Source organism: Bradyrhizobium sp. 17, assembly GCF_023073515.1.
Classification (GTDB): domain Bacteria; phylum Pseudomonadota; class Alphaproteobacteria; order Rhizobiales; family Xanthobacteraceae; genus Bradyrhizobium; species Bradyrhizobium canariense_D.
In genome coordinates this window covers 101,758-127,324 of sequence record NZ_JADPJQ010000127.1, presented here as the reverse complement: position 1 = coordinate 127,324, position 25,567 = coordinate 101,758, and the positions used below count along the sequence as shown (strand labels likewise).

At 58.9% G+C, this 25,567-nt stretch carries 22 protein-coding genes and 1 pseudogene; 15 read left to right on the top strand and 8 right to left on the bottom strand.

Features of this window, described 5'->3' with window-relative positions:
• Nucleotides 1-24: 24 nt before the first annotated feature.
• Nucleotides 25-1,800 (top strand): phosphoenolpyruvate hydrolase family protein, encoded by a 1,776-nt coding sequence (locus IVB13_RS34840; protein ID WP_018457744.1) that lies wholly within the window; start codon nucleotides 25-27, stop codon nucleotides 1,798-1,800.
• Here the strand turns inward: IVB13_RS34840 and IVB13_RS34835 are convergent.
• Nucleotides 1,775-2,449: a hypothetical protein gene (locus IVB13_RS34835; protein ID WP_247492017.1), complete on the bottom strand. Its 675-nt coding sequence runs from the start codon at nucleotides 2,447-2,449 to the stop codon at nucleotides 1,775-1,777. The two genes, IVB13_RS34840 and IVB13_RS34835, sit on opposite strands and share 26 nt — an antisense overlap.
• 560 nt (nucleotides 2,450-3,009) lie before the next feature.
• On the opposite strand from IVB13_RS34835, the gene IVB13_RS34830 reads away from it, so the two are divergent.
• Together IVB13_RS34830 and IVB13_RS34825 are read left to right on the top strand one after the other, a co-directional pair.
• Nucleotides 3,010-4,206 carry an MFS transporter gene (locus IVB13_RS34830; protein WP_247492007.1) on the top strand — a complete coding sequence of 399 codons (1,197 nt, stop codon included), beginning with the start codon at nucleotides 3,010-3,012 and terminating at the stop codon, nucleotides 4,204-4,206.
• A gap of 161 nt (nucleotides 4,207-4,367) precedes the next feature.
• Entirely contained in the window at nucleotides 4,368-4,550 is a 183-nt protein-coding gene (locus IVB13_RS34825) for a hypothetical protein (RefSeq protein WP_247492005.1), read from the top strand.
• Between the two features lie 154 nt (nucleotides 4,551-4,704).
• Here the strand turns inward: IVB13_RS34825 and IVB13_RS34820 are convergent, their stop codons facing one another.
• The 6 genes from IVB13_RS34820 to IVB13_RS34795 form a co-directional block, all read right to left on the bottom strand.
• Nucleotides 4,705-5,937: an FAD-dependent oxidoreductase gene (locus IVB13_RS34820; RefSeq protein ID WP_247492003.1), complete on the bottom strand. Its 1,233-nt coding sequence runs from the start codon at nucleotides 5,935-5,937 to the stop codon at nucleotides 4,705-4,707.
• On the bottom strand, nucleotides 5,934-6,809 hold the full coding sequence (locus IVB13_RS34815; protein WP_247285589.1) for a sugar phosphate isomerase/epimerase: 876 nt from the start codon (nucleotides 6,807-6,809) through the stop codon (nucleotides 5,934-5,936). Before IVB13_RS34815 ends, IVB13_RS34820 begins: the two co-directional genes overlap by 4 nt.
• A 28-nt stretch (nucleotides 6,810-6,837) precedes the next feature.
• Nucleotides 6,838-7,158, bottom strand: a complete 321-nt coding sequence (locus tag IVB13_RS34810) for a Rieske 2Fe-2S domain-containing protein (protein WP_018457738.1) — start codon at nucleotides 7,156-7,158, stop codon at nucleotides 6,838-6,840.
• A gap of 154 nt (nucleotides 7,159-7,312) precedes the next feature.
• Complete coding sequence (locus IVB13_RS34805; protein ID WP_247491994.1) at nucleotides 7,313-8,308, bottom strand: sterol desaturase family protein; 996 nt, start codon at nucleotides 8,306-8,308, stop codon at nucleotides 7,313-7,315.
• 109 nt (nucleotides 8,309-8,417) lie between these two features.
• Nucleotides 8,418-9,248 (bottom strand): 3-methyl-2-oxobutanoate hydroxymethyltransferase, encoded by an 831-nt coding sequence (locus IVB13_RS34800; RefSeq protein ID WP_247492181.1) that lies wholly within the window; start codon nucleotides 9,246-9,248, stop codon nucleotides 8,418-8,420.
• A 336-nt stretch (nucleotides 9,249-9,584) separates the two neighbouring features.
• The gene (locus IVB13_RS34795) at nucleotides 9,585-10,520 is read right to left on the bottom strand and encodes a ribokinase (protein WP_247491977.1); all 936 of its coding nucleotides are present in this window, start codon (nucleotides 10,518-10,520) and stop codon (nucleotides 9,585-9,587) included.
• Nucleotides 10,521-10,766: 246 nt separating this feature from the next.
• Between IVB13_RS34795 and IVB13_RS34790 the strand changes: the two genes are divergently transcribed.
• From IVB13_RS34790 to IVB13_RS34760, 7 genes are all read left to right on the top strand, one after another.
• Nucleotides 10,767-11,654, top strand: coding sequence for an AraC family transcriptional regulator (locus tag IVB13_RS34790; RefSeq protein WP_247413197.1), 888 nt, complete (start codon nucleotides 10,767-10,769; stop codon nucleotides 11,652-11,654).
• Between the two features lie 422 nt (nucleotides 11,655-12,076).
• Entirely contained in the window at nucleotides 12,077-13,591 is a 1,515-nt protein-coding gene (locus IVB13_RS34785; RefSeq protein WP_247360286.1) for an amidase, read from the top strand.
• A 36-nt stretch (nucleotides 13,592-13,627) separates the two neighbouring features.
• Entirely contained in the window at nucleotides 13,628-14,485 is an 858-nt protein-coding gene (locus tag IVB13_RS34780; RefSeq protein WP_026233434.1) for a branched-chain amino acid ABC transporter permease, read from the top strand.
• Nucleotides 14,486-14,489: 4 nt separating this feature from the next.
• Nucleotides 14,490-15,710: a substrate-binding protein gene (locus IVB13_RS34775; protein ID WP_247491975.1), complete on the top strand. Its 1,221-nt coding sequence runs from the start codon at nucleotides 14,490-14,492 to the stop codon at nucleotides 15,708-15,710.
• 78 nt (nucleotides 15,711-15,788) lie between these two features.
• A complete protein-coding gene (locus tag IVB13_RS34770) occupies nucleotides 15,789-16,826 on the top strand; it encodes a branched-chain amino acid ABC transporter permease (protein WP_247396732.1) in 1,038 nt (345 codons plus the stop codon).
• Nucleotides 16,813-17,547, top strand: a complete 735-nt coding sequence (locus tag IVB13_RS34765; RefSeq protein ID WP_018457729.1) for an ABC transporter ATP-binding protein — start codon at nucleotides 16,813-16,815, stop codon at nucleotides 17,545-17,547. The genes IVB13_RS34770 and IVB13_RS34765 overlap by 14 nt, the downstream gene beginning before the upstream one ends.
• Nucleotides 17,540-18,241 carry an ABC transporter ATP-binding protein gene (locus IVB13_RS34760; RefSeq protein ID WP_018457728.1) on the top strand — a complete coding sequence of 234 codons (702 nt, stop codon included), beginning with the start codon at nucleotides 17,540-17,542 and terminating at the stop codon, nucleotides 18,239-18,241. The genes IVB13_RS34765 and IVB13_RS34760 overlap by 8 nt, the downstream gene beginning before the upstream one ends.
• Before the next feature lie 131 nt (nucleotides 18,242-18,372).
• On the opposite strand, the pseudogene IVB13_RS34755 reads toward IVB13_RS34760, so the two are convergent.
• Nucleotides 18,373-18,769, bottom strand: a pseudogene (locus IVB13_RS34755) (IS5/IS1182 family transposase); the annotation flags it as partial.
• Nucleotides 18,770-19,121: 352 nt separating this feature from the next.
• On the opposite strand from IVB13_RS34755, the gene IVB13_RS34750 reads away from it, so the two are divergent.
• The 5 genes from IVB13_RS34750 to IVB13_RS34730 all read left to right on the top strand — a co-directional run bounded on the left by IVB13_RS34750 (nucleotide 19,122) and on the right by IVB13_RS34730 (nucleotide 25,366).
• On the top strand, nucleotides 19,122-20,300 hold the full coding sequence (locus tag IVB13_RS34750; RefSeq protein WP_247491974.1) for a Tm-1-like ATP-binding domain-containing protein: 1,179 nt from the start codon (nucleotides 19,122-19,124) through the stop codon (nucleotides 20,298-20,300).
• Nucleotides 20,293-21,117, top strand: coding sequence for a phosphoenolpyruvate hydrolase family protein (locus IVB13_RS34745; RefSeq protein ID WP_018457725.1), 825 nt, complete (start codon nucleotides 20,293-20,295; stop codon nucleotides 21,115-21,117). Before IVB13_RS34750 ends, IVB13_RS34745 begins: the two co-directional genes overlap by 8 nt.
• Before the next feature lie 30 nt (nucleotides 21,118-21,147).
• Complete coding sequence (locus IVB13_RS34740) at nucleotides 21,148-22,923, top strand: FAD-dependent oxidoreductase (RefSeq protein WP_247491972.1); 1,776 nt, start codon at nucleotides 21,148-21,150, stop codon at nucleotides 22,921-22,923.
• A 299-nt stretch (nucleotides 22,924-23,222) separates the two neighbouring features.
• Entirely contained in the window at nucleotides 23,223-24,635 is a 1,413-nt protein-coding gene (gene pyk / locus IVB13_RS34735) for a pyruvate kinase (RefSeq protein ID WP_247491970.1), read from the top strand.
• A gap of 353 nt (nucleotides 24,636-24,988) precedes the next feature.
• Complete coding sequence (locus IVB13_RS34730) at nucleotides 24,989-25,366, top strand: nuclear transport factor 2 family protein (RefSeq protein WP_247405885.1); 378 nt, start codon at nucleotides 24,989-24,991, stop codon at nucleotides 25,364-25,366.
• Nucleotides 25,367-25,567 lie beyond the last annotated feature (201 nt).

Genomic DNA, 25,567 nt, shown 5'->3' with positions numbered 1-25,567 from the left:
CTGCCCTGCAGGAGGCGGGACGGCATGCACACGCGGGTGGACCAGGTCAAGGGCGGCGGGATCAGGCGGTTCTTCCGGAACTCTCGTTCTTTTGTACTCGGGGCGGGGATCGGATCAGGCATGGCCGCCAGAGCTGCCGAGCGGGCGGGCGCGGATTTCGTGCTTGCGCTCAATGCTGGCCGGTTTCGCGCAATGGGTGGCTCTTCACCAGCCTCAATCCTTCCGATCCGCAACAGCAATGAATTCGTGGCTGGCTTCGGCCGGACCGAGATCCTGCCTTCAACGAAATTGCCAGTCTTTTTCGGGGCCTGTACCTTCGATCCAAAGCTCGACATCGACCGCTTTCTCGAGCGCATCATCAGCTGGGGCTTTTCCGGAGTCACCAACTTTCCTTCCGTGATCCACATCGATGACTACAGAAGATCTCTGCTGGAAAAGTCCGGCCTTGGCTACGAGCGGGAAATCGAACTCCTGGTCAAAGCTGCACAACACGGCCTGATGGCAATCGGCTATACGCGCACCCAGCCCGAGGCAAGGCGCATGGTCGAAGCCGGCGTCGAGGCCATCTGCATCAATTTCAATCTCAACCGGCCGATCGAAAGCGGATGCGACCCCACGATCAGCCTGTCCGAGCTCGCCGCGCGCACAAGCGCTGTTGCTCGCGTCGCTCAATCCATCGACAGGAACACGATCTGCCTGATGGGGGGCGGGCCAATTACGAAGCCTGACGAACTCCTCGATATCTGCCGCGAAACAGGTGTTCAGGGCTTCATCGGCGGCTCGTCGCTCGACCGCGTCCCGTTGGAAATGTCGGTCCTTGAGGTGACTTCAGGCTTCAAGACCATTCACTTGTTGCGGGAGAAGGTCGATCTTCTCGAGCGTCAGCTCCAACTGAGCGGATTCAGGCACGGTGTGATCGCGCAATCCTCAATCATGAAGCGCGTGCTCGAGACCGCAAGGCGCTTGGCAGGCCATCCCAGTCCTGTGCTGGTGTGGGGCGAGGCGGGGTCAGGAAAGCGACGAATAGCCAGTCTGGTCCACGCCTTCAGCGACAAGAAACTGACCAAGCCTGCGCTGTTTCAATGTCGGCCCGGCCCAGCCATCGATACGGTCGGCGTCCTGTTCGGCGCCGGGCAGACTGAGACCAGGCGACGCCAAGTGTCGCTCCTGGAAACCGCAACGGATTCTACGATCCTGCTCATGCATGTCGATCAATTGTCCCGGGACGGGCAAGAGCGTCTTGCCGACTATCTGGAAACCGGCAGTTTCACGCCGCTGAATAGCGTAGCACTGGCACGTTCCTCTGCACGGATCATTGCAACTGCAACCGTTGCTCGCGGGGGGGCTCTTAACGCTGTACTATGCCCTCGGCTTGTTGCGCTATTTGCCGGGCTGGATATTGGGTTACCCCCGCTGCCCGATCGTCTCGAGGACCTTCCGCAACTTGTTCAGCATTTCACGGTGGAGGCTAAAGGAGATTCGAATGCCCAGACGCTCGGTATAGAAAATTCTGCGTTCTTGGCGCTCGCAGGCCACAACTGGCCGGGCAATTTGAGAGAATTACGCCAGATCGTGAATCAGCTGGTGACGTTGCAACAAACGCACATTACGGCTGATGTCCTGAGGCCACTCTTGACGGCGTCATCACCTCTGAAGCCGACAAGCGCGTTCTCCGAACGCGAGTGGATCATCGAGGGCTTGAAACGAAACAAGCTGCATCGAGGGAAGACTGCCCGGTATCTGGGGCTTTCAAGAAAAACTCTGTACAACAAGATCAAGGGGCTGAGGATCTTGGAGTAGCAGTTGCCCTCTTGTTTTTGCCCACCGGCCGCCTTGAAGCTGTCACGTCCAAGAGCGCGAACTTCGGGATCGACGACCCCTGTTGGTCAAGCCTGGCCAATTTTATCTCGTCGCAAATCCTCAGCGCGAGAGCCGTTTCCGGCAAGTAGACAATGCCATGGAGATGCGGACCAAGTCGTCTCTCTGCCGATATCATCGCAGCATCATCGGCAGCGGCGAACAAGATCTTAAACCCCAGGCTAGCAAACCATTCCATGCGCCGAAGTTCGAGCTCCTGGCCGGAATCGACCGGTTCGCCAGCCGCAGATCGCTCAATCATGGACGCTGGTGGGAAATTTACTACTCCGCTGACCCCAGCTTTTTTCAACGCTTCGGCAACGTCCTCCCAACACGCGAACGGATCGATCATCATGATGGCCGCGTACGTGTGGGCGCGCGTTATCTCGGAAACGTTTTGCAAGCCGCGCAGCAGACAGTCATTCCAATCGATAATGGGCAAGGTCGCCATCACGAGTATGGAGCCCTTCGGAAGGCTGCGCAAAGATGGTGCGTAGATTTCCAACGACGCACCTTTACGGCCGACGGGCAGAAGACTGGCAAGTTTCCCGACGCCTGTCACTTTCAACGCATTATACCCGATTTTACTCATCGTATCATTCGCCGATCTTACACGTGATTTGAACCCGGTCTACATGTGAGCGCACGCCGGATCCGCTGGCAGACCGGGCTTGTCTGCTTCCTCCCTCGACTTAAGCCGCTGTTGGAGAAGTCCAGCAGCGGCCTCTTTTTCAGGCTCCGGGCCAGTGAGGGCATGCGATGCCACCCATTCCGTCAGAAGCTTTCCGAGCAGGCGTGCTTCTTTGAACTGCGGGGGACCATCTTCGAAACACTCGCAGGAGTGTGGCTCCATCCGGTCCTTCCGCGGACATACTAATCAGATTGCAGGTAAAAGCAGGTCGGCATTCTGCGTGCGACACCCGATAAGTCTGTACGGCGCGGCGATCTCCTCCTAGTCGAAGTCCTCGATCCCGGACACAACTAGGACGGCGATGGAGAAGCACGCAGACTTTCTTGGTGCTCAAGATAGAACTTGTTCATCTTGGCTATGACCTGCGGAATGTTCGTCTCGAACGATCTACTGAAGCTGGTCTCTCATGTCGGCCGAGGCGCTCGCAGGCTCACGTTCGGCACTGCGTTTGACGCAGCTCTATGGCTTCATGGCTGTCGCCGCACTTCTTTCCAGCCACTGACCCTGTCGTCTCGCTGCTCGCGGGACTGGCAGTATTCGGAGCAGGCTTTGCCGCACGGCCTTTAGGGGCGGCGCTGCTCGGCCCCATCGCAGATCGCATCATCCACAAAGCCGTGATGCTGATCGCTGTTTCCGCTATGGCGCTATCGTCGCTGACGATCGCAGTGCTGCCAGGCTACAAGGATCTTGGCATCAATGCCACCATCGTGCTGGTTTCCCCCCGACTGGTGCAAGGCCTCGCCGTAGGCGCCGAAGCGGGCGTTGCCAATGCGATCGCGATCGAATTGGCACCGGCAGGTCAGGAGGGACGATACCTTGGACTGGTCAATGGCACATTCATCATGGTGGGCTCGATCGGAGCCAGCTTGGTTGCTTTCCTGGTCAGCGGCGCCGTGTCCCCTGAAGTCATGCGCGATTGGGCTTGGCGCGTTCCGTTTGGAGTCGGAGGTGTTCTAGGCTTGCTCATCATCTATCTTCGGCAGACCCTTCCAGAAACCCTAATCGCTCGCGCTATGCATCGGGTCGACGAGGACTCGCGCATCCAACAAACGACTGGCGGAGTGTGGAAAGCGCTTTGGAAGGCAAGGCTGTCGCTTTTCGCCGCGATTCTGGTTGTTGGCGGCGTGAAGATCGCTAATTACACGTACAATTTCGGTTTGCCTAACATTGCCAACGGCGTATTCAAGGAAAACAGCACTTATGTGTATGGCATCGTGACGGTCATGGGCGCGATTTGGATGGTGTTCTCGCCGACAATCGGTGCCTTTGCGGATAAGGTGAAACCGTCGCGGGCGTTCGTGATGATGCGCCTGCTGCTAATCCCGTCGTTCTTTCTATCCCTGCTCTATGCCGAGAAGAGCATTCTGACCTTCTCCATCGTTATGTTGGTGGGCGGAACTCTGGTCGGCTGCAATATGGCGCTATATAACTTTATTGCCACAACGTTGATGCCCAGAAATATTCGGACCACCGGCGTCGCCCTCGGGTACGCTATTGGCGCAACGATATTCGGCGGTACCACACCATTCCTGCTGCTATGGCTCCAACGCTCTAATCTGTCCTGGGTGTTTCCATTCTATGGCACAGCCGTCGCGTTGCTTAGCATCATAGTTTATCTGATCGCGAAGAAACGAGGCGGCGTGTACGTCGGGGATTAGGCACGGCGCGGCTTCGTCTCCTACCTCTGCCTACCCCAGCGTGAACGATACCCAGCACGAAAGGCCCCGCCTTTGGACGGGGCCCTTCTCATTCAGACCGATTGCAACACGGAGAAATGGCCTGCTCTGGATCGAGCGTCATCCGCAGATTAAGGACGTTTGTGATCTATAGTCGCAATCTTCGCCTCGGCGGGCACAATGGGCAGGCTTTCGTTCCTCGTATCTACGACCAGTCGATGGTGGCCGCGGCGCCCCCGAAGTCGGCCGCGGATGGATCCTGGCGCGACGTCGAGCGCAAGCTGATCGGCGCAGGGAGCACAGCCATCAGCATCCAGCCGTTCTAGCCCCGCACTCGTATAGCTCCAGCGTCATTGAGGACCACGTAGGCCAGCCGCGTAGCGCGCCCGAGCGGCGAGCAGCATAGGCATCGGATTAACGCCAGTTCTCCGGCTGCAATCAGGATCGGCGCTGAGGCGGTCTCGGATACTGAATTCTATTCTAACCCATTAGTTTCTTCATGTTCATCTCGGGGCTTGCGAGCGCGTCTGCTGGAGGTCTAAGCCGCCTCGCGATCATGATTTCGGCGGCACGAATTTCTCTCGCTACGACACCTAGGCTCCCGAATCCGCATGCGGCCACCAGGCGCCCATCTGCTGCGAGGTAAAACAAGATCTGAGCTCTCGCACCAAAGTCTCTGATTATGGGGATTCCTCCTTCCGGAACGAGGCCCACGATTTGCAGTGTCTCGTCGTATTGATCCGACCAAAACCAAGGAACGTCCTCGTAAGGACGGTTCTCGCCCAGCATGTTCGCCGCCGCCGCCGCTCCTTGCCGCTGGGCGTTGCGCCAGGCCTCCAGCCTGATTCGCCTTTCATAGAGGCGGTGAGGAAACGAACAACAGTCACCCGCCGCGAAAACGTGCGGATCTGAAGTCGCGAGCGTCTCGTCCAGAGCGATACCGTCCTCGATTGCTAGTCCCGCCGCTTGCGCAAGGCCGACATTCGGCGTCGCTCCGACCCCAACGATCACGAGATCGGCGTCACGCGAGCGACCGTCCATTACCACTTTGGAACGGCCTTCGCTCCTATCGATGCGTTCGACGACCGCGCCTACCTCGATGCGCACGCCAGAACGTTCGTGCTTGGCTTTGATCAACTCAGCCATAGAAGCTGGCACTGCCCGCGTAAGTAGCCGCGGTCCTGCCTCGAGTACGGTCACCGAAGCACCTCTCGAGACGGCGCTCGCGGCAACCTCAAGCCCGATGAAGCCGCCTCCGATCACGATCACGTCGCATCCTTGACCAATGACATGGCGGATGCGCGTGGCGTCCTCGTACGTCCGTAGTGTCGCCACCTCGGCTCCTTCGGCGATCGGAACGATCAGTTTCCGAGGTCGGCCTCCCGTGGCCAGTAGGAGACGGTGATACGCTATCGCTGAGCCGTTTGAGAGCGCAACCATGTTGGTCACGCGATCAATTGAGACCGCTTCGCTTCCCTGAAGATACTCTATTTCCAACTCGGCAAGGCGTTGTGACGTCACAATCAGCTTGGGTCCAGGGTTCATTTTGTCGAGCAGGAGCGCCTTGGATAGAGGCGGGCGCTCATACGGCAGTATAGATTCGTTGCCTACAAAGACCAGTCTGCCCCGCCATCCACGTTCGCGCAGGGCGATGGCGGCGGCTGTGCCGGCTTCGCCCGCGCCGACAATCACTATTGTGGATTTTGCACTCAAGTGGCCACCCGATCGCCAGTTGAAGGCGGCGCATCGTTTGCCACACTCTCGAACACGTTGCGCACGAGGGATTTGAGTAAGAGAGCTTCCTTCCAGCGATCTGTGCTGTCGTTGCCTTGTCGGTCGGTAATTGCATAAGGCTGCGGACCAAGTTCGCAGACGAAAGCGAGACGAGCATCCGCACCAGCGCGCCTTTGCCAGCTCTTGAATCCATACTTCCACCAACAGAGAAACAGATCCAACCAGATTTTGTGCTGAGGGAACGTGATCTCAATTTGTATCTGCTCGCGCGATGCAACGCGGCCATGAAATGCCCAGGTGCGGTCGAGCACCTGCCGCACCTGCGCTTCGTCTTCGTCCGAGATCGGATACCAAAACTCGCGGCCCAATAGGACGTGCGAGAGATCAGCAAGCATGCGCATCTCGGGAACCTGATCCATCAACTCGAGTGTAAACAGGAGATCTGTCGTCATCCTATTGCGATGCGTCTCGAAGTAGATCGGCATGTTCGCATCTTGCGCCACCCTGATCCAGCCTTCCAGCAGCGGGACACAGTCGGCGACACGGCGCGGGCGAATGTCAGGCTGGACGTCGAGATGCACGACGTCGAGGCGCCGAGCAAGGTCAATGGCAGCTTTCAGGTGATCGATCGTCTGCGGGAAGCACATGCCCTCGACTGCAAGTCCCGAGCCGGCTAGGGCACGTGCAATCAGGGCGACGCGCGCAGGATCAGTGCACGAGGTGCTAATGCCGTCGAACCCGGCTTCTTGGATCATCGCTATGTTCTGATCGATGGAACGTTCGACCCCGTCGGGCTGGCGCCGTTCCATCGCCCAAAGGGACTGTAGTATAAGCAAGCTCTGCTTCGACATTGTCCTGCATTCCGCCCTTTGGCTCCAATTAGAGCTTGATGAAGACGGTGTCGTTCTCGACCTTCACCTCGTAACTGCGCAAGTCGACGCATGCGGGCAAAGCACGCGACTCGCCCGTTCGGTAATCGAAGGTCCCGAAGTGCTTGGGACACTCAATGATTCCGCCGTCGACGATGCCATCCGCTAGATGGACTTTCTCGTGGGAGCAATGGCCATCGATCGCGAAGTAGTCTCCCTCGGGAGAGCAAACAACTACAAACGTGCAGCTACCATGATCGAAGCGAAGGGTCTCTTCGGGCATCAATGCATTGGTAGCACAGGCGGCAACCCATTCTCCTTGGCTAGTCATTCCGTATCCCTCTGAATCTAAATCGCAACAATTGCACCGATGCCTTGGCAAATCCGCGACCCGCGCAAATGTCCTTGGCGGGCGGACGGGAGGCTCCCGCACCTGCGCAGGGCTAGTAAGAAGAGAGCCGGACGGACATTCCGCAACATCAGAGCTAACTGCCGCGCGCCCACTTCTTGGCCTTTATGCGTTTGTACATCCTCTCGTCCGCTTCCGGAGAACCGTCGTGAGCTGTGCCGAACCACTCGTCGAGCGGGATGCGACGCTCACCGTAGTTCACTTCGAAATACTTGTGGTGGAGGTAGTGATAGAAGTTGTCTGTGTTGACGGCCTTCGCATCGTCTACGACCACCCGGTCGAAACCGGTGTGAGACTTCGCGGCGGACAACCCTGCGTGCATGAGCTGAAACATTGCATGTACCGGGTGGGAGGGCACGACGAAATGGATCAGCACGCCGGAAAAATAGGCGATGTGTTCAAGGGGAGACATTGACAAGCCCGACCACGGCCCCGGGTTTACGTTCTTGTGGTGTACTTTGTGTACCAAGTGGTACAGCGGCCCGATATGAATGAGCCGGTGAATCAGATAGAAGTGCAACTCGCGCCAGACCGGCATCACCAACACGAGGATGGCGCAGTACACCGGGTGCTGTCCGAAATCGACGTACGGCAGATAGCTGTTAGCGTAGAGCCACCAGGTGGCCGCCTCGTATGCGGTCCATACTGGCGCCGCGCTACACATGGTCCAAAACACGTTCTCAGCCGTCTGGCTTCCGAACATAAAGGCCGTATTGTCGGTGTCGGGCCACTTTGCATTATACTTGAAGTTGGTTTCCTGGCGCCGTTGGATATAGAGGATGAAGTGAAAGCTGCCATAGACTAGGAGCGTTAGCCCAGCGTTGCGCAGCAGAATGAGCAAAATCCAGTCAGCGCGGAATTCCCGCATTGTATCAAGCGCGGGTGTCAGATAGATCCACGATACAAGCGAGATCACGAAATAGAGGGTATTCCAGGGCAAGAAGTACCCCGGCAACCAACGAATAACTTTCTTCGGTTGCACTGGCCAGACAAAAATCGGCGCGCGTTCGGGCCTCTTGTTCGGTGTCCAATTCCCGCGTTTGTCGCGCGCCCCGTATAGGATGTCATCCATATTTGCTACTCCATCAACGTTTTGAAGAGAGAGGCTCGCCTACGCGGCCAGATCCTCAGGCGCCGAGACATCATCGCGGTTATCGCCCGCACGAGACTCAGATCAAAACTCAAAAGCCCTCTTGTTTCAGCCTTGACATAAACGCGGCGAATTCGTCGTCGTCGATAATCGAGGTTTCCTGCGGCCCCGGAAACGCATTCGCACTGACGTCAGCGCGAAATGCACTGAGGGCTTTCACACGCTCTTCCTTGACACGCTCTTGCAGCGCTTGCAGGTTCCCATAGGTCCGGGCGTGCCGGGGCCGCCGGCCTTCGCCACCACATATGTCCTCGGTGAAGAGAAAGATCACGTCGGCATCAGGTCCGGAGCCAAGCGAAACCGTCACCAGTCCGGTTCGCCGACGGATCTCTGCCATGACTCTGGCGGGGATAACCTCGCATTCGACTGCAAAAGCGCCGGCCTCTTCGAGGCGGCGGAAGCGGTGAAAAAGCGTCAAGGCTTCATCGGCATTCTTGCCGAAAGCGCGAAGCTTTCCGACCCAGGTCGATTTCCTTGGAACGAGTCCCAGGTGACCCACGACCGGGATATCTTCGGCTGCGAGCATAGAGACAGTCGCCATGCCGCGTGCCGTGATCACCGCATCGGCGCCGTCCGTCAGCGCCTTCAATGCGGTGCGTAGGATATCGTCCCGGGTTACGGCATCGGCAAAGCCCAGCGCCGCAGTGACGAAAAGCCGTTTCGAACCCTTGCGCACGGCCTCCACGTTACGGGCGCGGGCAACCAGCATCTGGACACCAGCTTTCTCCGCAGCTGCTGCCTCGTCCGCCGTCTCAGCGGTGACTTGAGTGTAGCGCTTGCCCGAGTCTCGGGCCGCGCACAGATCGGCTACGGTCACCGTGCGCTCAGCTTCGCGCGCGGCCCAATCGTAAATCCGCGGCATCTTGCTCACTAGCTCTCGAAGTTTTTGCCAAAGGTCCGGCGCGTCGATTCGGCGCCTGTGAAGACATTTCGGAGGGTCGCCTCGCCCCCTATCAACTGCGTGTCGTCCTGCGGTCGAGCGTTCATGTACAAAGTCGTCAAGCCGCCGGCCATCACTGTGCACATGGTTCGATATGCGGATGCCCTGCAGCGACAGCGAGACCATGCCAAACGGAGTGCGGCGGGTTTCGACACGCTGGCTGACAGCCGATCCTCACCTCGCTATTGCTTCTCTTGACGACGGAGCAGGCCAAGTCGGCATCTGGAAGCATATGGTTCAGGCTCATTCTGATTCCTTTCAAGCCGACGCGAAAATTGTACGATACATTTCTTCGACTGCTCTGCGTGTTGCCATGCCAAGAATGACCCCGAGCTTGGTGCAGACCAGGGCGCCGCAGCAAACCCCGAACCGCGCGGCTTCGATCACATCCCGTCCTTCGGCCAGAGCCACGGCGAAGCCGGAATTAAACGCGTCGCCAGCGCCAGTCGTGTCCACGACGTCGACCTCGGCGGCTGGGATGGCTGTATCGATCGTGTCGGTCACAATGAGCACGCCGCGGTCGCCAAGGGTTACGATCACATTGGCGGCGCCGCGCTTGCGCAGCATCTCCACTAGCTCGCGCGAAGGGCGCGGATCGTCCGGCCGTAGACCGAGCAGAATACGAAGTTCGCTCTCGTTCGGCGTCAGGTAATCGACTAGCGGGAAAATCTCATCAGGAAGCGGCGCGGCGGGAGCTGGATTAAGGACAGTTTTCTTGCCATGTTTTCGGCCCAGCTCCATGGCTCGCATTGCTACCTCGACCGGGGGTTCGAGCACCGCCATGACGACGTCGCTCTCCCGGATGCGGCTCTCGGCGCGATCTACATAAGCCGGATCCATAGCGTTGGTTGCGCCATAGTCCATGATGATGAAGTTCTCACCGCGCTCGTTGAGAATGATGAAGCCCACCGCCGTCGGGCTCTCAGCGATTTGCTTGACATGCGCTGTACCAACGCCCTCGGCCTTGAACAGATCGATTGCGATGTCGGCGAACTTGTCGTTGCCGATGATGGCCACCAGCGAGGAGTCCGCCCCCAGCCGCGCGGTCGCAACCGCCTGGTTTGAGCCCTTTCCGCCAGGCCCCATATCGAAACTGCTGCCGAGCATTGTGACGCCGAAGACGGGAATGTTCGGAGCCCGAATGGTAAGTCCCACTGCGAAGCTGCCAACGACGGTGATTTTCGGTTTACCCATCGATTCCTCCCTTGAAGGTGCTTAAAGCTCGCGCTTGTGTGGATTGCCTCCACGATATCGGCATAAGGGAAGTGCGGCGCTCAGCGTGACGGCGCTGTTCGCGGGCGCTGAGTATTGACACCAGCTCCTCCCTAAATACTCGCAGCAGCCGCCCAAGGAGACAAAACGTGCATCCAGAATGGCCCATCGGCGAGTTTGCTTATTAGTCGTTGTGAGCGAGCATAGATGTGCAGCTCGTGCGTAGAAATGGACAAAGCACGCTCTGATTTATATAAAACGCGCATGGTAAAAATACCGCAGCGCACATTTTTCCCTGAGAGCCATCAGTATGTCCTTCCTGATGTCGCCTGGACTCGGTGCGCCTTTACGGTGCTGAGGGCTGGTAAAGTCATCACTGCCCCTGACCATCACATCGCGCGAGATAGCTATCCGGGCCAGGACATTCTCTACTGCACAGCGGGTCGTGGCTTCGTATCGAGCGAGGGAAGGACATTGAGTGTTGGGCGCAATCAGTTGATGTGGATCGCCAACGAGACACCGCATGCGCACTGGCCCGACGAGAGCGATCCCTGGACCGTTCTATGGGTACGGATCGACGGACCAAACTGTGCAGCCATTCGGCGAAAGGTGTTCGGCGGTGGTGCAACCCTCGCAACAATATTGGCGCCGAACAACATCGACCGGTGGTTCGAAGAGCTGTTTGGTGTCTTGCGCGCTCGAGATGATAACGTCGATATGGCCCTCAATCACCTTGTGGCAGAACTGCTGCACCTCATAGCAGCGCCTTCACCCAAGCACGGTGAGTCTCGTCTTCCAGACCCATTGCGCGCCATCGTCTCAAAGATGCGGCAGGCTCCAGCGCGATCCTGGCATGCCGAGGAACTGGCCTCCGTCACCGGGCTCAGTGCCGCGCAAACGCGGCGGCTATTCCAAAGGTATCTACAGATCAGTCCGCGGCGCTGGCTGATCCGAGAGCGCATTTTGATGGCGCAAAAGTTACTTTTGGAAACTGACGCGGGGCTCGATGCTATCGCCGAACGCTGCGGTTTCTGCGACGTCTATCACTTCAGTCGTGAATTTAAGCGCAGCACTGGCACGGCCCCCCATACTTGGCGGCGCGCCGAAGGGAACTGAATCGATACGTCGCAGCCTTCAACGTTTGGCCATTAAATGTTTGGGGCACATCTCCAAGATGAAGTAGCTGGATGTTTCCCTGCGGAAACTAGCTGCTAATGCAGCGCGTTACTCTGTCAGATCGCTGCCACATTGCAACTCCAAGCTGATGATGCTGGCTTGCTTGAATCGTCGCGCATCTTCGGAACATCCGACGTGGACCGCGACAGGAAGTGGCAAGGTGGGCGGGGTCGGCAGGGGCTCCACACCGCCAAACGCATTCAGCACCGGAGTCGTTTTACCCAATATTACCCAGATCACGTTGCGCGCCCACTTCGGGCGAATGCACTTGCTCCGCAGTATGTGGCGAGTAAGTGGCCATCGTAGAATAATCGATGGGCGGCACGTCCAAATGCCGGGATGAAATTTCTTAGGAGAGCCTCATGTCAGTCGCCCTTCCCACGCCAACCCAGCTTCGTAGCATCGCCGAACAGTGTGGTCTCTCACTGACCGATGAGGACGTTGCCTCGTTCCGAGGCCTGATGCAGGGCTCGCTCGAAGCGTACAATCTCGTCGCTGCAATGCCCGACGAATTGCCGGTCGTCAAATATCCACGCACTCCGGGCTATCGGCCGTCGCCGGAGGAGAACCCGCGCAACGCCTGGTACCGCAAGTCGACGGTGAAGGGCGCGGCGAGCGGCAAGCTCAAGGGCAAGACGGTGGCCCTGAAGGACAACATCATGCTGGCCGGGGTGCCCATGATGAATGGCTCGGCCACCCTCGAAGGCTACGTACCCGACTTCGACGCCACCATTGTTACGCGCATGCTCGATGCTGGTGCCGAGATTGCCGGCAAGGTTCACTGCGAGGCCTTCTGTCTCTCGGGTGGCAGCCACACCAATGCGACCGGTCCGGTGCATAATCCACACAGGATGGGCTATTCGGCCGGCGGTTCTTCCTCGGGAAGCGGGGTTGTGGTCGCGCTCGGCGAGGTCGACATGGCGATCGGGGGCGACCAAGGCGGCTCGATCCGCATGCCATCCTCGTTCTGCGGCACATACGGTATGAAGCCGACCTGGGGTCTCGTTCCCTACACGGGCATCATGCCGATCGAGGTCTTTATTGATCACACCGGACCGATCACGGCAACAGTGGCCGATAACGCGCTGCTGCTCGAGGTGATCGCCGGTGACGACGGCTACGATTCGCGCATCAAGGCACCAAAGGTTGACGAATACACCAAGGCCTTGGGTGCAGGCATCAAAGGGATGAAGATCGGCATCCTTAAGGAAGGTTTCGAGCAGCCGTCCGCGGAGGCTGCGGTCAATGAAAGCGTACGCGAGGCAGCCAAGCGCTTTAAAGATCTCGGTGCGACTGTTGAGACCGTCTCCATTCCGATGCATCTCCTCGGGGCGGCGATCTGGACCCCGATCGGAACCGAGGGCGCCGTCCAGACCATGATGTTCGGCGACGGCTATGGTCTCAGCCGAGGCGATCTGTACCCGACCTCCCTGATGGATTTCCATCGCGGGTGGCGGCGGCAGGCAGACTCGTTGTCCGAGACGAACAAGCTGTTCCTGTTGCTCGGCACGTACATCAACAACACTTTTGGTTCCAGGTTTTACGGCAAGGCCGTCAATATTTCTCGCCGCCTCGCTGCAACATACGACAAGGCTCTGGAGACCTATGACCTTCTACTCATGCCGACGACGCCGATGAAGGCAACGCCGCTGCCGCCTGCCGGCGCCAGTCGCGAAGACTATTTCACGCGCGCCATCGAGATGTTCACCAATACCGCGCCATTCGACATTACGCATCATCCAGCCATGTCACTGCCCTGCGGAATGGTCGACGGCTTACCAGTGGGCCTGATGCTGGTCGGTCGTTACTTCGAGGAATCCACCGTCTACCGCGCCGCCCATGCTTTCGAACAGATGGGCGACTGGAAGAAGATGTGAGACGGGCTGCGATGGCGTCCGGGTGGATCGCAACATATGACTAACGCATTCATGGCGGCATTCGACATTCTCAGCTTCGGCGCGATCATGGTCCTGATCGTACTGGGCCTCGGAGTCATAGCGAGCATGATGGGCATCTTCAATTTTGCCCAAGGCGAGTTCGTGTTGCTCGGTGCCTATATTACGTATCTCGCCTATAGCCATGGTCTCCCCGTTTGGGTCGGTATGGCGGCCGCACCGATCCTCGTCGGATTGCTGGGTTTTGTACTCGAAGCACTCATTATCCGCCGCTTCTATGCGGCACCGATCGTGGCGATGCTCGGCACCTATGCCCTCGGTCTTATCATCCGAGAAACGGTGCGGGGCCTGATTGGCGGCTTCTATCTGACGGTTCCGGAGCCGATTGGCGGATCTATCGCTATCGCCACGATGCACATCTCGGCCTGGCGCTTCGCGATACTCGTGATCACGGGTTTGGTGATGGGGGCCTGCTATCTGCTCCTGTCGCGCACAAGCTTCGGCCTGCGCGTTCGGGCGACGCTGGAAAATCCAGCGCTGGCGCGCGCCTCTGGCGTTTCGACGACGTTCATCTATGGCGCCACCTTTGCTTTCGGCGCAGCGTTAGCGGGGCTCGCCGGTGCGCTTATCGTGCCGGTTTTCGATCTATTTGCCGATCTCGGAATTCGTTTTCTGATCCAGGGATTTGTTGCCGTCATGGTCGGTGGCGTCGGCTCCTTCATCGGACCGGTGGCAGGGGCTGGCGTAATCGGCGCTCTTACCGCGGCGCTACCTTGGGCAGTGGCACCGGTAGTCGCCGACGTGCTCGTCTTCGTGCTTGCCATCTGTTTCATCAAGTTCCGCCCGCAAGGCCTCATCGCGCAAAGGGGAGTGTAGTCATATGATTGCTGATCGCGTCCAACTCACACGTCGTCGTTTCCTTTCGAACTTCGCTTTCACGGCTGGTGCGATCGCCACAGGAGCCAGCAGTTGGGTGATCCGCCCCGACTGGGCCAATGCGGCCGAAGGCCCCATCAAGGTCGGCATCGCGATCGATCTCACCGGCCCAATCGGCTTTGCCGGAAAGGCGGATGCCAACGTCGCCAGAATGGTGATCAAGGAAATCAACAATTCCGGCGGACTTTTGGGCCGGCCGCTCGAGCTTTATATCGAAGACACCGCCTCTAATGAATCGGTGGCGGTGGGCAATGTGCGCAAGCTGATCCAGCGCGACAAGGTGGACATGGTCCTCGGCGGCCTCGCGAGCTCGATGCGCAACGCGATCAAGGATGTAATCGTATCACGGGGCAAGACGCTCTATATTTATCCACAATTCTATGAAGGTCAGGAATGCACACCATACCTGTTCTGCACCGGCGCCACGCCGGCGCAGCAATGCGACACATTTATCCCTTGGCTGATCAAAAACGGCGGCAAGAGGTTTGCCCTTCCAGGTTCTAACTATATCTGGCCGCGTAATCTTAATGCATACGCCCGTAAGTTGATTGACGCAAATGGCGGCGAGGTCGTGTTCGAGGAGTATTATCCTCTCGACCAGGTCGATTTCTCCGCTACTGTCCACGGGATTATCTCTAACAAGGTCGACACTGTCTTCAACACTGTCATTCCACCCGGTGTCGGCCCCTTATTCAAGCAGCTCTATGAAGCGGGCTATCTCAAGAACGGCGGACGGCTTGCTGCCGTGAATGAGGATGAGAATTATCTTAGCCTCCATCCGGTCAATGAGATGGAAGGGCTTGCGAGTTGCCTCGACTATTACAAAGCAGTCGCCAAAGATGATCCCGTCTCCGCCAGAATTCAGGCGGCCTATGAAAAGGACTATCCTGGAGATTCCCTGTTTGCCGCGAGCAGTGCCGCGCCCAGCACCTATCGCGGTCTGAAACTTTGGGAGGCCGCGGTCAAGGAAGCCGGGAAGGTCGATCGCGAGTCGGTTGCTGCAACGCTCGATCACGCCAAGATCGCGGAAAGTCCGGGCGGTCCCGCCGAGATGGTGCCGGGCAAGCGGCACTGTAAGATGAACATGTACACGGCGGTGTGCAAAAGCGGGAAGTTTGAAATCGTGGAACGTAGCAATGGGCTTGTTGATCCCAGGGAATGCTGACGAGTCGCGGCGGAAGCGATGAGCGCGGTAGAGAGGCCATCGGTGCCCACATTAGAAGTGAACTGTGCGACGGCTGAAATGGCGGAAACCGCCTTTGCAGGGCAAGTTGGCCCTGCGCGACGGGTCCTGCTCATCATCGAAGGGCTAGTGCTGATTGGAGCACTAGTCCTCCCGGTGATGCTGCACGACTATCTTACGGTGTTTGCGACGCGCGTCGTGATCCTGGCGATCTTCGCTCTCTCGTTCGATCTGGTGTGGGGGTATGCCGGGATCATGAGTTTCGGGCAGGCCCTCTTCTTCGGCTCGGCAGGCTATGGCGTCGCGCTGCTTGCACGCGATCTCGACATCACCTCAATCCTTTTAGTGCTGCCGGCGGGCACACTAATCGGCCTCGTCTTCGCGCTGCTGCTCGGTGGTTTCCTCCTACTCGGCCGGCATCCAGCCAGCGTGATCTTCGTTTCGCTCGGTACGCTCACCGGCGCCTATGCCGCCGATCGTCTCGCGCGAGGCTGGTACTATCTTGGCGGCCAGAACGGCATTCCCTCGATTCCGCCGATGACGCTCGGCTCCTACGAACTCTCGGAAGGGCCGATCTTTTACTATCTCGCACTGGGGCTTCTCGTCATTGTCTACTTAGCATGCCGCTTCCTGGTGCGCTCGCAGTTCGGTCTCGCGCTCGCTGGCCTCCGCGAGAATGAGCAGCGCATCGCTTTCTTCGGCTATAAGACACAGCATCTGAAGGCCATAGTGTTCGCGATCAGCGGCGCCATCGCAGGCCTGGCCGGCAGCCTCTATGCCTTCCACGAGGGTTTTGTGTGGCCCAACATGATCGGCGTTGTGGTCTCCACGCAGGTCGTGCTCTACGTGCTGTTCGGCGGCTCCGGCACGCTGATAGGCGCGGTGATCGGTACGGCCATCGTCGAAGGCCTCTCTTTCTGGCTGTCGGACAATTACCGCGACATCTGGCCGATCATTCTGGGCCTGCTCCTGCTACTCGTGATCCTTTTCCGGCCGCTCGGGCTTATCAGCATAGTGTTGACGGAGCGCGAGCGCGTGGGTGGCTTCGCCGCGAAAGGGCAAAGCAAGAAGAGGGCGCAGCATCATGCCGCTTCTTGAAGCCGCAGGCATTGGAAAGATCTTTGGCAAGCTTACGGCACTCGATGGCGCGGCTCTCACGGTCGGCGAGAACGAGTTCCACGGTTTGATCGGGCCGAACGGTTCGGGCAAAAGCACGCTGATGAAGTGCATTGCCGGGGCGGAAGTGCCGACGAAAGGCAAGGTCAGCTTCATCAACACTGACATCACCGCATTCACGCCCACCGAGCGCGCTCGGGCTGGCATGAGCCTGAAGTTCCAAATCACATCGGTGCTGCCAACCCTCACCCTCTACGACAATATCTTGCTCGCGCTGCAGGGGCACTGCTCGCTTCTTGATCTTGTGTTCTCGCGCAGCCGCAGACAGTTGCACGACCAAGTCATGATGATGCTCACCCAGTTTCGTCTTGCCGATCGCGCGTTTGATGCCGCAGCAGCGCTTTCTCATGGTCAGCAACAGTGGCTGGAGATTGCGATGGCGCTCGCGGGCAAGCCCCGGCTCCTGCTTTTGGACGAGCCCACCGGAGGCATGAGTCTGGAGGAGCGCCGCGTCACCGGCGAACTCTTGCGACCAATCAAAGAGCATTGCTCTCTCGTTATCGTAGAGCACGATCTCGATTTCATCCGCGATATCTGCGACCGCCTCACCGTCCTCGACCAAGGCAAGGTGCTTGCGACAGGAAGCGTCGCGGAGATCCAGGCCAACAAACGTGTCCAGGAGATCTACTTACGCCGTGCTTAAACAACAGTTCCTCGACATAAGGCATCTCGACGCGGGTTATGGCCGCAGCCAGGTGCTGTTTGACATTACCCTCGGCATTCCTAGGCGCGGCGGTGTCGCCGTGCTTGGCCGGAATGGTGCAGGCAAGACCACGCTGATGAAGGCCATCGTCGGCGAGCTACCAAGCTGGAGAGGCGAGGTTTTCTTTGATGGCCACGATTTCAATCGCCTCCGGACCGAGCAGCGTGTGCGCGCCGGTATCGGCTATGTGCCGCAAGAGCACTCGGTGTTCGCACGCCTCTCGGTACGTGATAATCTCGCAGTGGGATCGCTCTCCAACACCGACGCTTCGGCGATTGATCGGGTCCTGACGATCTTTCCCAAGCTCGGCCACCGCTTGGATCAGGCAGCCGGCACTCTTTCGGGCGGCGAGCGTAAGATGCTAGCGATCGGGCGTGCGCTACTGGGAAGCCCAAAGCTGCTGCTGCTGGATGAGCCGACCGAGGGAGTTTGGATCGGCGTGATCGAGGAGATCACTGAACGCCTGACTGCGCTCACCAAGGAGATCGCGGTGATCATCGTCGAGCAGCACCTGGATCTCGCTTTGCGCGTGGCGAGCCACGCGTACGTACTCGATCGCGGCCGCATCGCGCTGCACGGCGCGGCAGGCGATGTCCGCGGCAATCCGGAACTTCTGCGGTACCTCGCACCTTAGTTTTTAGCGCCAGTCCGAGATAGTTAACTCACTCGCTAAGTGAGCTTGGCGGAGCAGGCGAGGGTTCGCCATAGCAGTCCGGCGAACAGGCCGCTCAAGCGTTGTCTGAGTCAGCGAGGATGCGGCGGCATGTTGTGGCCAACGGCTGAGAGGATGACATTTGCGTCGGCGCTGCACTTGAGGTACGTGGCCGAGGTCACCTTCGGCTTTTGTGTGTCCGATCATGGGCTCGATGGGGAAGCGGCGGCGCAGCTCTCGCCTAATGACACCGAAGACGCCGCGCTTCTCCCGGAAATGAAGACGCGAAGGTGAATTTTGTGCGTCGTGACCGCAGTGCCCCTGCTAGGCCCGCTCAATCGCACAGCCACAGAGTGTCTCGGCGCAGTCGATGACGTCCCGCAAACGTGTGACCTTCGCAGGGGGGCGGGCATTGCGCCGGCGTGCAGCACGAATAGGCCACCACGGGCCCGGCGGTTTGTTGCTGAGGACGGAGGTCCTCACGTCCAATTCGTAGGGCGCGGCGGCCTTTGCCGAATGCACTCCGGCTCCGGGGCATGGGTTGCGCTTGCAGGGGCGCCAGGATTGCTTGGTCGAGCCCACAGACACGCTACATCAAGTTCCAGAAGGACGCGCTTTTGAGAAAAGCTGAGGGGAGGCCGGCAGTCTTCCTATAAGCCGCCGTTTCAGGGCATCTACCCAATCTTACCCAATCACACTCCTCGCCGATGTTATAGCCAGCGTCGGCTCGGTTTAGACCACATGCTATTAAGAATGATCCGGGAGGAAGATCGTGTCTCACCATTGCACGGGCGACCAGGGGTCGGTCCGGGATGGTAATCGATCTGGGATTTCGGCCGGCGCCTCAGGCGCGGTTGCAATCGTGGCTACGCTGGACACCAAAGGCCCCGAAGCATCCTTCCTCTCGGACATCATCCAAACATGCGGCCGAAAGACCATCCTGATCGATATCGGGACCTCGAATAATAAGGTGAAGGCCGCCCACGCAACTGACGCGAGCCGCGCGCGCTCAGCCTCGCCCGCCGAGCTCCTGAAAGAGATTGCCGCAGCTACCCGCATAAAGGTGGCTGGCCTGCTCGCCTCGGGCGCAATCAGCGCGATTGTGGCCATTGCAGGAGGCAAGGGAAGCGCTGTTTTCGGCGAGGTCGTGTCTGATTTGCCTTACGGCTTCCCCAAGCTGCTGGTGACCAGTGCAAGACCAGCGCTCCTGGCCGAACTCGCGATCCACAACGACATCATGCTCTATCCGACCTTGGTCGATTTCTTCGGCATTAACGCGTTCACGGCAAGGGTGCTGGAGAATGCAGGCCGAGCCATTGCGGCCATGCGCTATGTGCCGGCCAAGCATGGGTGCGAAAGAACGATTGTTGCGATCACGGCCTTCGGTGTGACGACGCCCGCGGCAACTCAATGCGTCGCACGTCTTGCAGAGGCCGGCGCAGACGCGATCGTTTTTCCTGCCAACGGTGCTGGCGGTCGCAAAATGGAGCAGCTGATTGCCGCCGGCGAATTCGATGCCGTGCTCGATCTGACCACAACGGAATTGGCCGATGAACTCATGGGAGGCACGGCCAGCGCCGGGCCCGATCGGCTCAAGGCGGCCTCGCGCCGCTCAATCCCACAAGTCATCGCGCCCGGCGCGATCGACATGGTCAATTTTGGTCCACCGGCCAGCGTTCCCGATCAATTTCGCGGCCGCCATTTCTATTCACATACACCGTACACGACACTGATGCGAACCACGCCTGCGGAGAGCGCAAAAATCGGCCGGGTTACGGCCGAGCGGCTCTCGCAAGCACGCGGGCCGGCAGCCGTGCTTTGGCCAGCCAAAGGCGTGTCAGATTACGACCGAGAGGGTGGCGTCTTTCGCGATGCCGATGCCGATGGGGCATGGCTCCAGGCAGTTAAGGACAATCTCCGGCCAGAGATCGTTGTCTGCGAGCTGGACTGTCACATCAACGACCCCGAATTTGCCGAGGCCGCCGTGACGTGGCTCCTCAAACAATTAGGTCAAGGAGGCACGTCCCGTGCAGATGTTTGAGCGAACCGAAATTCTCTCGAGGATTGCAGGTCAGGTCGCGGAGCGAAAAGCGGTCCTTGCCGCGGCGAGCAGCTGCGGCCTCGTCGCAAAATGCGCGGCACTCGGAGGGGCGGATATGCTGGTGGTCTACTCTACTGGGCTCTCGCGGCTCATGGGGCTCCCCACCAGTCGTATTGGTGACTCCAACGCGCGTACGCTGGAGCTTGCGGCAGAAATCCGCAACGTCGTGTCTTCCGTACCCGTCATAGGCGGCGTCGAGGCCTGGGATCCCCTGCGGCTCGATCTCGACGATCTTCTCGACAATTTCCTAGCCGCCGGATTCTCCGGTGTGATCAACTATCCGACCATCTCCACGATGGGAGAGAAATGGCGTGACCGCCGCGGTCGCGTTGGACTTGGGTTCGAGCGCGAGCTCGAGATGATTGCGACTGCCCGCAAGAAGAACATCTTCTCGCTTGCCTACGTTGCGAGCCCCGAAGATGCCAAAGCCATGGCAAGCAGCGGAGCCGACTGCATCGTCCCACATGTCGGCGCGACGCGCGGCGGGCTCGTGGGCCATGAGGAGGGCCAGTCCATCCAGGAGGCGATCCAGCGCATCAACGAGATCAACGCGGCCGCGCAAGCGGTCCGCTCGGACGTCATCCTGCTCTGTCATGGTGGGGCAGTCGCGGAGCCCCAGCACACATTCGAGGTCTATCGGTCGACTGAGTGTGTCGGCTTTGTCGGGGCCTCCTCAATCGAACGAATACCGATTGAACGCTCGGTCAAAGCGGCGGCAGAGGAGTTCAAAGCCGTTCCCCTTCCGCGACATCACTGACGTTCAAAGAAACACCGCAGCGAGGCGGAGATGGACAAGCCGATCAACCAATCAGGCGAACAAAGGACAGCGGCATTGCCACCAATAGATGCTACTCAAACGTTCGAAACAGAGGTGCTCGTAGTCGGTAGCGGGGCAGCCGGCCTTTCGGCGGCACTCTACGCCGCAAAGAATGGACTTCGCGTGACGGTTTGCGAAAAGTCTTCGCGTCTCGGCGGGACCACGTCGCTGTCGAATGGCATGATCTGGGTTCCCTGTTCGCTTCAGGCGCGCTCCGCCAAAATCGATGACTCGCTTCCGAAAGCCAGGACATACCTCGAGCATGAGCTTGGCAATTACTATCGGCAAGACTTCATCGAAGCCTATCTTGAGGACGGGCCGACTGCGCTTGCCGCTCTCGAGACCGGGACAGAGGTCAAGTTCACGCTGGCCTCCGCGCCCGATTATCACTCAAGCCAGATCGGCGGAGCCGACAAAGGCCGGGCACTCAGCCCTGCACCCTACGATGCGCGGCTGCTCGGCCCCGACTTCGATCTGATCGGCGACCCCATTCGGGTTGTGCTCGGGGGGATGATGATTTCTTCCAGCGAAGTCCGAAGCTTCCTGAATCCGTTCCAATCGTTTGCTTCCCTCAAGCATGTCTTGCGTCGCGTGACTCGCTACGCGCGGGATCGCTTGAGCTACAGGCGCGGCACCGAGTTCAGCGGAGGCAATGCCCTGATTGCGCGCCTGCTCGTGAGTTTGCGGAAGTTAGGCGTAGAAATATGGCCGGCGTCTCCTCTCGTTGAGCTCGTCATGGAAGACGGGCGCGTCACAGGGGCAATCGTCAAACGCGGCAATTCTGAGATCCGCGTGCGCGCATCCCACGCTGTCATTCTCGCGACCGGCGGCTTCGCGCGCAACGCGCAGCTGAGAGCCGAGCTGAGCGGCCCACACCAGCATGACGACACGCTGGCTCATGCCGATGTTACAGGCGATGGCATTAACCTTGCCTCGAAGCTCGGAGCTGCAATCGACAAGGACGTCGCTTCTGCAGGGTTCTGGACTCCAGTCTCGATGCTCAGGAGTGGGACAGGCTCCCAAATCGTCCCCTACGGATGGCTCGACCGCGGACGACCCGGCGTCATCGCGGTTGCCCCGAATGGGCAACGTTTCGTCAACGAATCCAATTCATACCACGATATCTGCCTCGCGATGTTTGGAAACGGATATCCCGCAGACAAGCGGTTCTACTTCGTTTGCGATCAGGAGTTCGTTCGGCTGAGGGGCATGGGACATCTGCTGCCTTGGCCATGGACGCTGAGTATCCGAAAGTACGCGCGGCTCGGCTACGTCACACTGGGCCGAACGATACCGGAGCTAGCCATGCAAATTGGGTTGAATCCCGGCGAGCTCCAAAGGACGGTCGAGGAGCATAATGCGCACGCCGCCACTGGCGTCGATCCGCTCTTCAAACGCGGTGAATCGGCGTTCAACCGCACGCTTGGCGATCCCTCGGTAGGAACGAAAAATCCAAATCTTGGGCCCATCCAGAGTGGCCCCTTCATCGCGCTGCCGATCGTTCCGGCAACGCTCGGCACAGCCGCTGGCTTGGCGACCGATAGCTACGGCAAGGTTCTGGACGCAGAACGCGTGCCAATCCCGGGTCTTTATGCCTGCGGCAATGATATGACCTCACCAATGCGTGGAATTTATCCGGGAGCAGGCATCACCATCGGCCCCGGCATAGTCTTCGCTTACCGGGCAGTTTCGAACATTCTGGCATCCGCTCATCGCGTGCAGAAGGCGCCTGCATCCGCAACGTGAAATCGCGACTCACGGCATCTGTATCGCGACATGAGGTCAATTCGGTCATCTTGTGCCGTCGATTTTGCTACTTTGGGAAGCAAGGACCATGTCTTCATTCTGGCGGCGTTCTCCTGTTCGAATCTCTGCTGGATGCCTCCCGGACCGCGTTGAGCCGGGGTGATCAATTTCGCCTTCGGCGCAGGTGCATTGTGGCGGCGGGATGCGAGCCCATCACGCGAGAGTCTGAACGCCATCATCGAAGACTGACCTTCGCATTTTATTCACACGCGTTTCATCCTCTTACGTCTGGAATCAACATGCGTCGTTCGCGCCTCGCCAAAATCGTTGCGACCGTTGGTCCGGCGACAGCTGCACCAGAACGATTGCGTGCTCTCTATCTCTCAGGCGCAGATACGTTCCGACTCAATTTCAGTCACGGGAGCCCGGACGATCACGCACGGGTCTATGACTCGATCCGCAATCTCGAACGGGACTTCGGCACGCCAATAGGCGTCCTGCAGGATCTGCAAGGACCGAAGATCCGCATCGGCGCCGTCGAAGGCGGCAAGCTCGATCTACGCGCCGGCGAGAAGGTTCGATTTGTGCTCGACGGAGCTACGGGCGGAACGCAATCGATCCCACTACCTCATCCGGAAATATTCGCGGCCGCACGTCCGGGCCAGACTCTTCTCGTCGACGACGGCCGAGTGCGCCTGCGCGTTGAGAGTCCGGGCGATGGGCAGATCATCGCGACAGTTCTCGTCGGTGGAGCGATCCGCGATCGCAAAGGGGTAAACCTGCCAGGTTCGCTGCTTGCTATATCTCCTCTGACGAAGAAGGACCGCGGCGACCTCGCCTTCGGCCTCGCACTCGGGGTCGACTGGGTCGCCCTGTCGTTCGTCCAGAAGCCTTCCGACCTCCTAGAGGCGCGCGGGCTGATCGGCGAGCGTGCCGGTCTGATAGCGAAGATCGAGACGCCTATGGCGCTCGATCGTATCGACGATATCATTCTCCTGTCAGACGGCATTATGGTCGCACGCGGTGATCTCGGTGTCGAAATCCCGCCCGAGGAGGTGCCGGGCCGACAGAAGGAACTCATCCGCGCCTGTCGGCTGACCGGAAAGCCCGTGATCGTCGCAACACAGATGTTGGAGTCGATGGTGGCTGCACCGACAGCGACGCGCGCGGAAGCCTCAGACGTCGCTACCGCCATCTACGATGGAGCTGACGCGGTCATGCTGTCGGCTGAGTCGGCAAGCGGCGCCTATCCAATCGAGGCAGTTGTCATGATGGACAAAGTAATCAGAAGTACTGAACGGCATCATCTCTATCGGTCGCTGGTCCAAGCCTCGCAAGCCGACGAAGAGATGTCCCCACCGCATGCAGTCGCCGCCGCTGGTGCAGACCTTGCGGTGACCCTCAATGCGAAGGCGATCATCGGTTTCACCGCAAGCGGCACGACGGCGGCGCGCATCGCGCGCAAGCGGCCCCCGGTGCCGGTTCTTGCTCTCACTCCAGATGAGAAAGTCGCGCGGCGCATGTGCCTGCTGTGGGGGGTGCACAGCATCGTTTCAGACGATCCCGCCACCGACGAGGAGATGACGCAGATAGCCGCAGCGGTGGCGTGCAACGAAGGCTATCTTGAAGCAGGTGATTTGATGATCGTCGTATCCGGCGTGCCGTTTGGGCAAATATGTGCAACCAACAACGTCCGTATTGTCACCTGCTAAAATGGTTCAGGGCAATTTCGCTACATCTGCCCTAAGAAACGAAGCACTACGGGCCGAACAATGATCGCCGACAACGCTCTGATTCTTCATCGGTGAGACCAGGAGCTGACCTTGCTTGGGCTCGACTACAGCATTCGGCTCGTTGATTTGCTCCCGGTTATCGAAGAAACGCTTTCGGTCGAAATGGCGCAGTGATGCGGCAGGCCGGATGCAATGCTCTGGCATTTTTTTGAGCTCCTCGGAGGTTCGAACAGGCAGTGCTTGATTGCGAGTAGCCGGTGTCAGCCGTGATATACGGCGTACGGGTACGGCGTTCCAGCTTTTCAGAGTCTTAGCGTCGAACGAGATCTGTAATGAAAAACAACTTCTTGGTGCCGGACGTCAACGAGTTCCTGGAGCTCTGGGAGCAAACCTTCAATGTGCACGCGCCGGAACGTCTGGTTGTGCTATACGCCGATGATGCGCTGTTTCAGGGTACATCGAGTGCTAAGCTCTGCATCGGGGCTAAAGAGATAGGCACTTACTTTCATGGTATCGCTACCGTAAGAATGGACGTATGGCATTCCGTCACGTTGGCGTACAACGTTGTTTTGGTGGTGGGACATTATGTCTTTTCACGGATGCGGAATGGTCATGAGGTGTCGACGCCGGCTCGGTTCACCTTCGTATTACGTCTCGAGGACGGCGTGTGGAAGATCGTACACCATCACTCATCTGCCATCCCCGATTGATCGCCGAACCAAGCTTTGCGGTATCGGAGTTTGTAGCTGAAGTGGCATACTCAAGCTGCCTCTCGCCCCATCGTGCCTCTGGATCGCCCAAATTTGTCGAACAGCGCTCGCAACGAGAAACAGGACGGCAGCGAGGTAACGCCTGTTTTGCTGAAGCGAGTGACGGCAGAAGGGCAGTCCCTCGATCGAACGAAGCGACGC

Coding starts and splice junctions, on each gene's coding strand:
- IVB13_RS34745 (WP_018457725.1), top strand. CDS start 20,293: ATGTTTGAGCGAACCGAAATTCTCTCGAGGATTGCAGGTCAGGTCGCG.
- IVB13_RS34730 (WP_247405885.1), top strand. CDS start 24,989: ATGAAAAACAACTTCTTGGTGCCGGACGTCAACGAGTTCCTGGAGCTC.
- IVB13_RS34765 (WP_018457729.1), top strand. CDS start 16,813: ATGCCGCTTCTTGAAGCCGCAGGCATTGGAAAGATCTTTGGCAAGCTT.
- IVB13_RS34740 (WP_247491972.1), top strand. CDS start 21,148: ATGGACAAGCCGATCAACCAATCAGGCGAACAAAGGACAGCGGCATTG.
- IVB13_RS34785 (WP_247360286.1), top strand. CDS start 12,077: ATGTCAGTCGCCCTTCCCACGCCAACCCAGCTTCGTAGCATCGCCGAA.
- IVB13_RS34800 (WP_247492181.1), bottom strand. CDS start 9,248: ATGCCGCGGATTTACGATTGGGCCGCGCGCGAAGCTGAGCGCACGGTG.
- IVB13_RS34775 (WP_247491975.1), top strand. CDS start 14,490: ATGATTGCTGATCGCGTCCAACTCACACGTCGTCGTTTCCTTTCGAAC.
- IVB13_RS34770 (WP_247396732.1), top strand. CDS start 15,789: ATGGCGGAAACCGCCTTTGCAGGGCAAGTTGGCCCTGCGCGACGGGTC.
- IVB13_RS34835 (WP_247492017.1), bottom strand. CDS start 2,449: ATGAGTAAAATCGGGTATAATGCGTTGAAAGTGACAGGCGTCGGGAAA.
- IVB13_RS34805 (WP_247491994.1), bottom strand. CDS start 8,308: ATGGATGACATCCTATACGGGGCGCGCGACAAACGCGGGAATTGGACA.
- pyk (WP_247491970.1), top strand. CDS start 23,223: ATGCGTCGTTCGCGCCTCGCCAAAATCGTTGCGACCGTTGGTCCGGCG.
- IVB13_RS34810 (WP_018457738.1), bottom strand. CDS start 7,158: ATGACTAGCCAAGGAGAATGGGTTGCCGCCTGTGCTACCAATGCATTG.
- IVB13_RS34795 (WP_247491977.1), bottom strand. CDS start 10,520: ATGGGTAAACCGAAAATCACCGTCGTTGGCAGCTTCGCAGTGGGACTT.
- IVB13_RS34780 (WP_026233434.1), top strand. CDS start 13,628: ATGACTAACGCATTCATGGCGGCATTCGACATTCTCAGCTTCGGCGCG.
- IVB13_RS34815 (WP_247285589.1), bottom strand. CDS start 6,809: ATGTCGAAGCAGAGCTTGCTTATACTACAGTCCCTTTGGGCGATGGAA.
- IVB13_RS34840 (WP_018457744.1), top strand. CDS start 25: ATGCACACGCGGGTGGACCAGGTCAAGGGCGGCGGGATCAGGCGGTTC.
- IVB13_RS34790 (WP_247413197.1), top strand. CDS start 10,767: ATGGACAAAGCACGCTCTGATTTATATAAAACGCGCATGGTAAAAATA.
- IVB13_RS34830 (WP_247492007.1), top strand. CDS start 3,010: ATGGCTTCATGGCTGTCGCCGCACTTCTTTCCAGCCACTGACCCTGTC.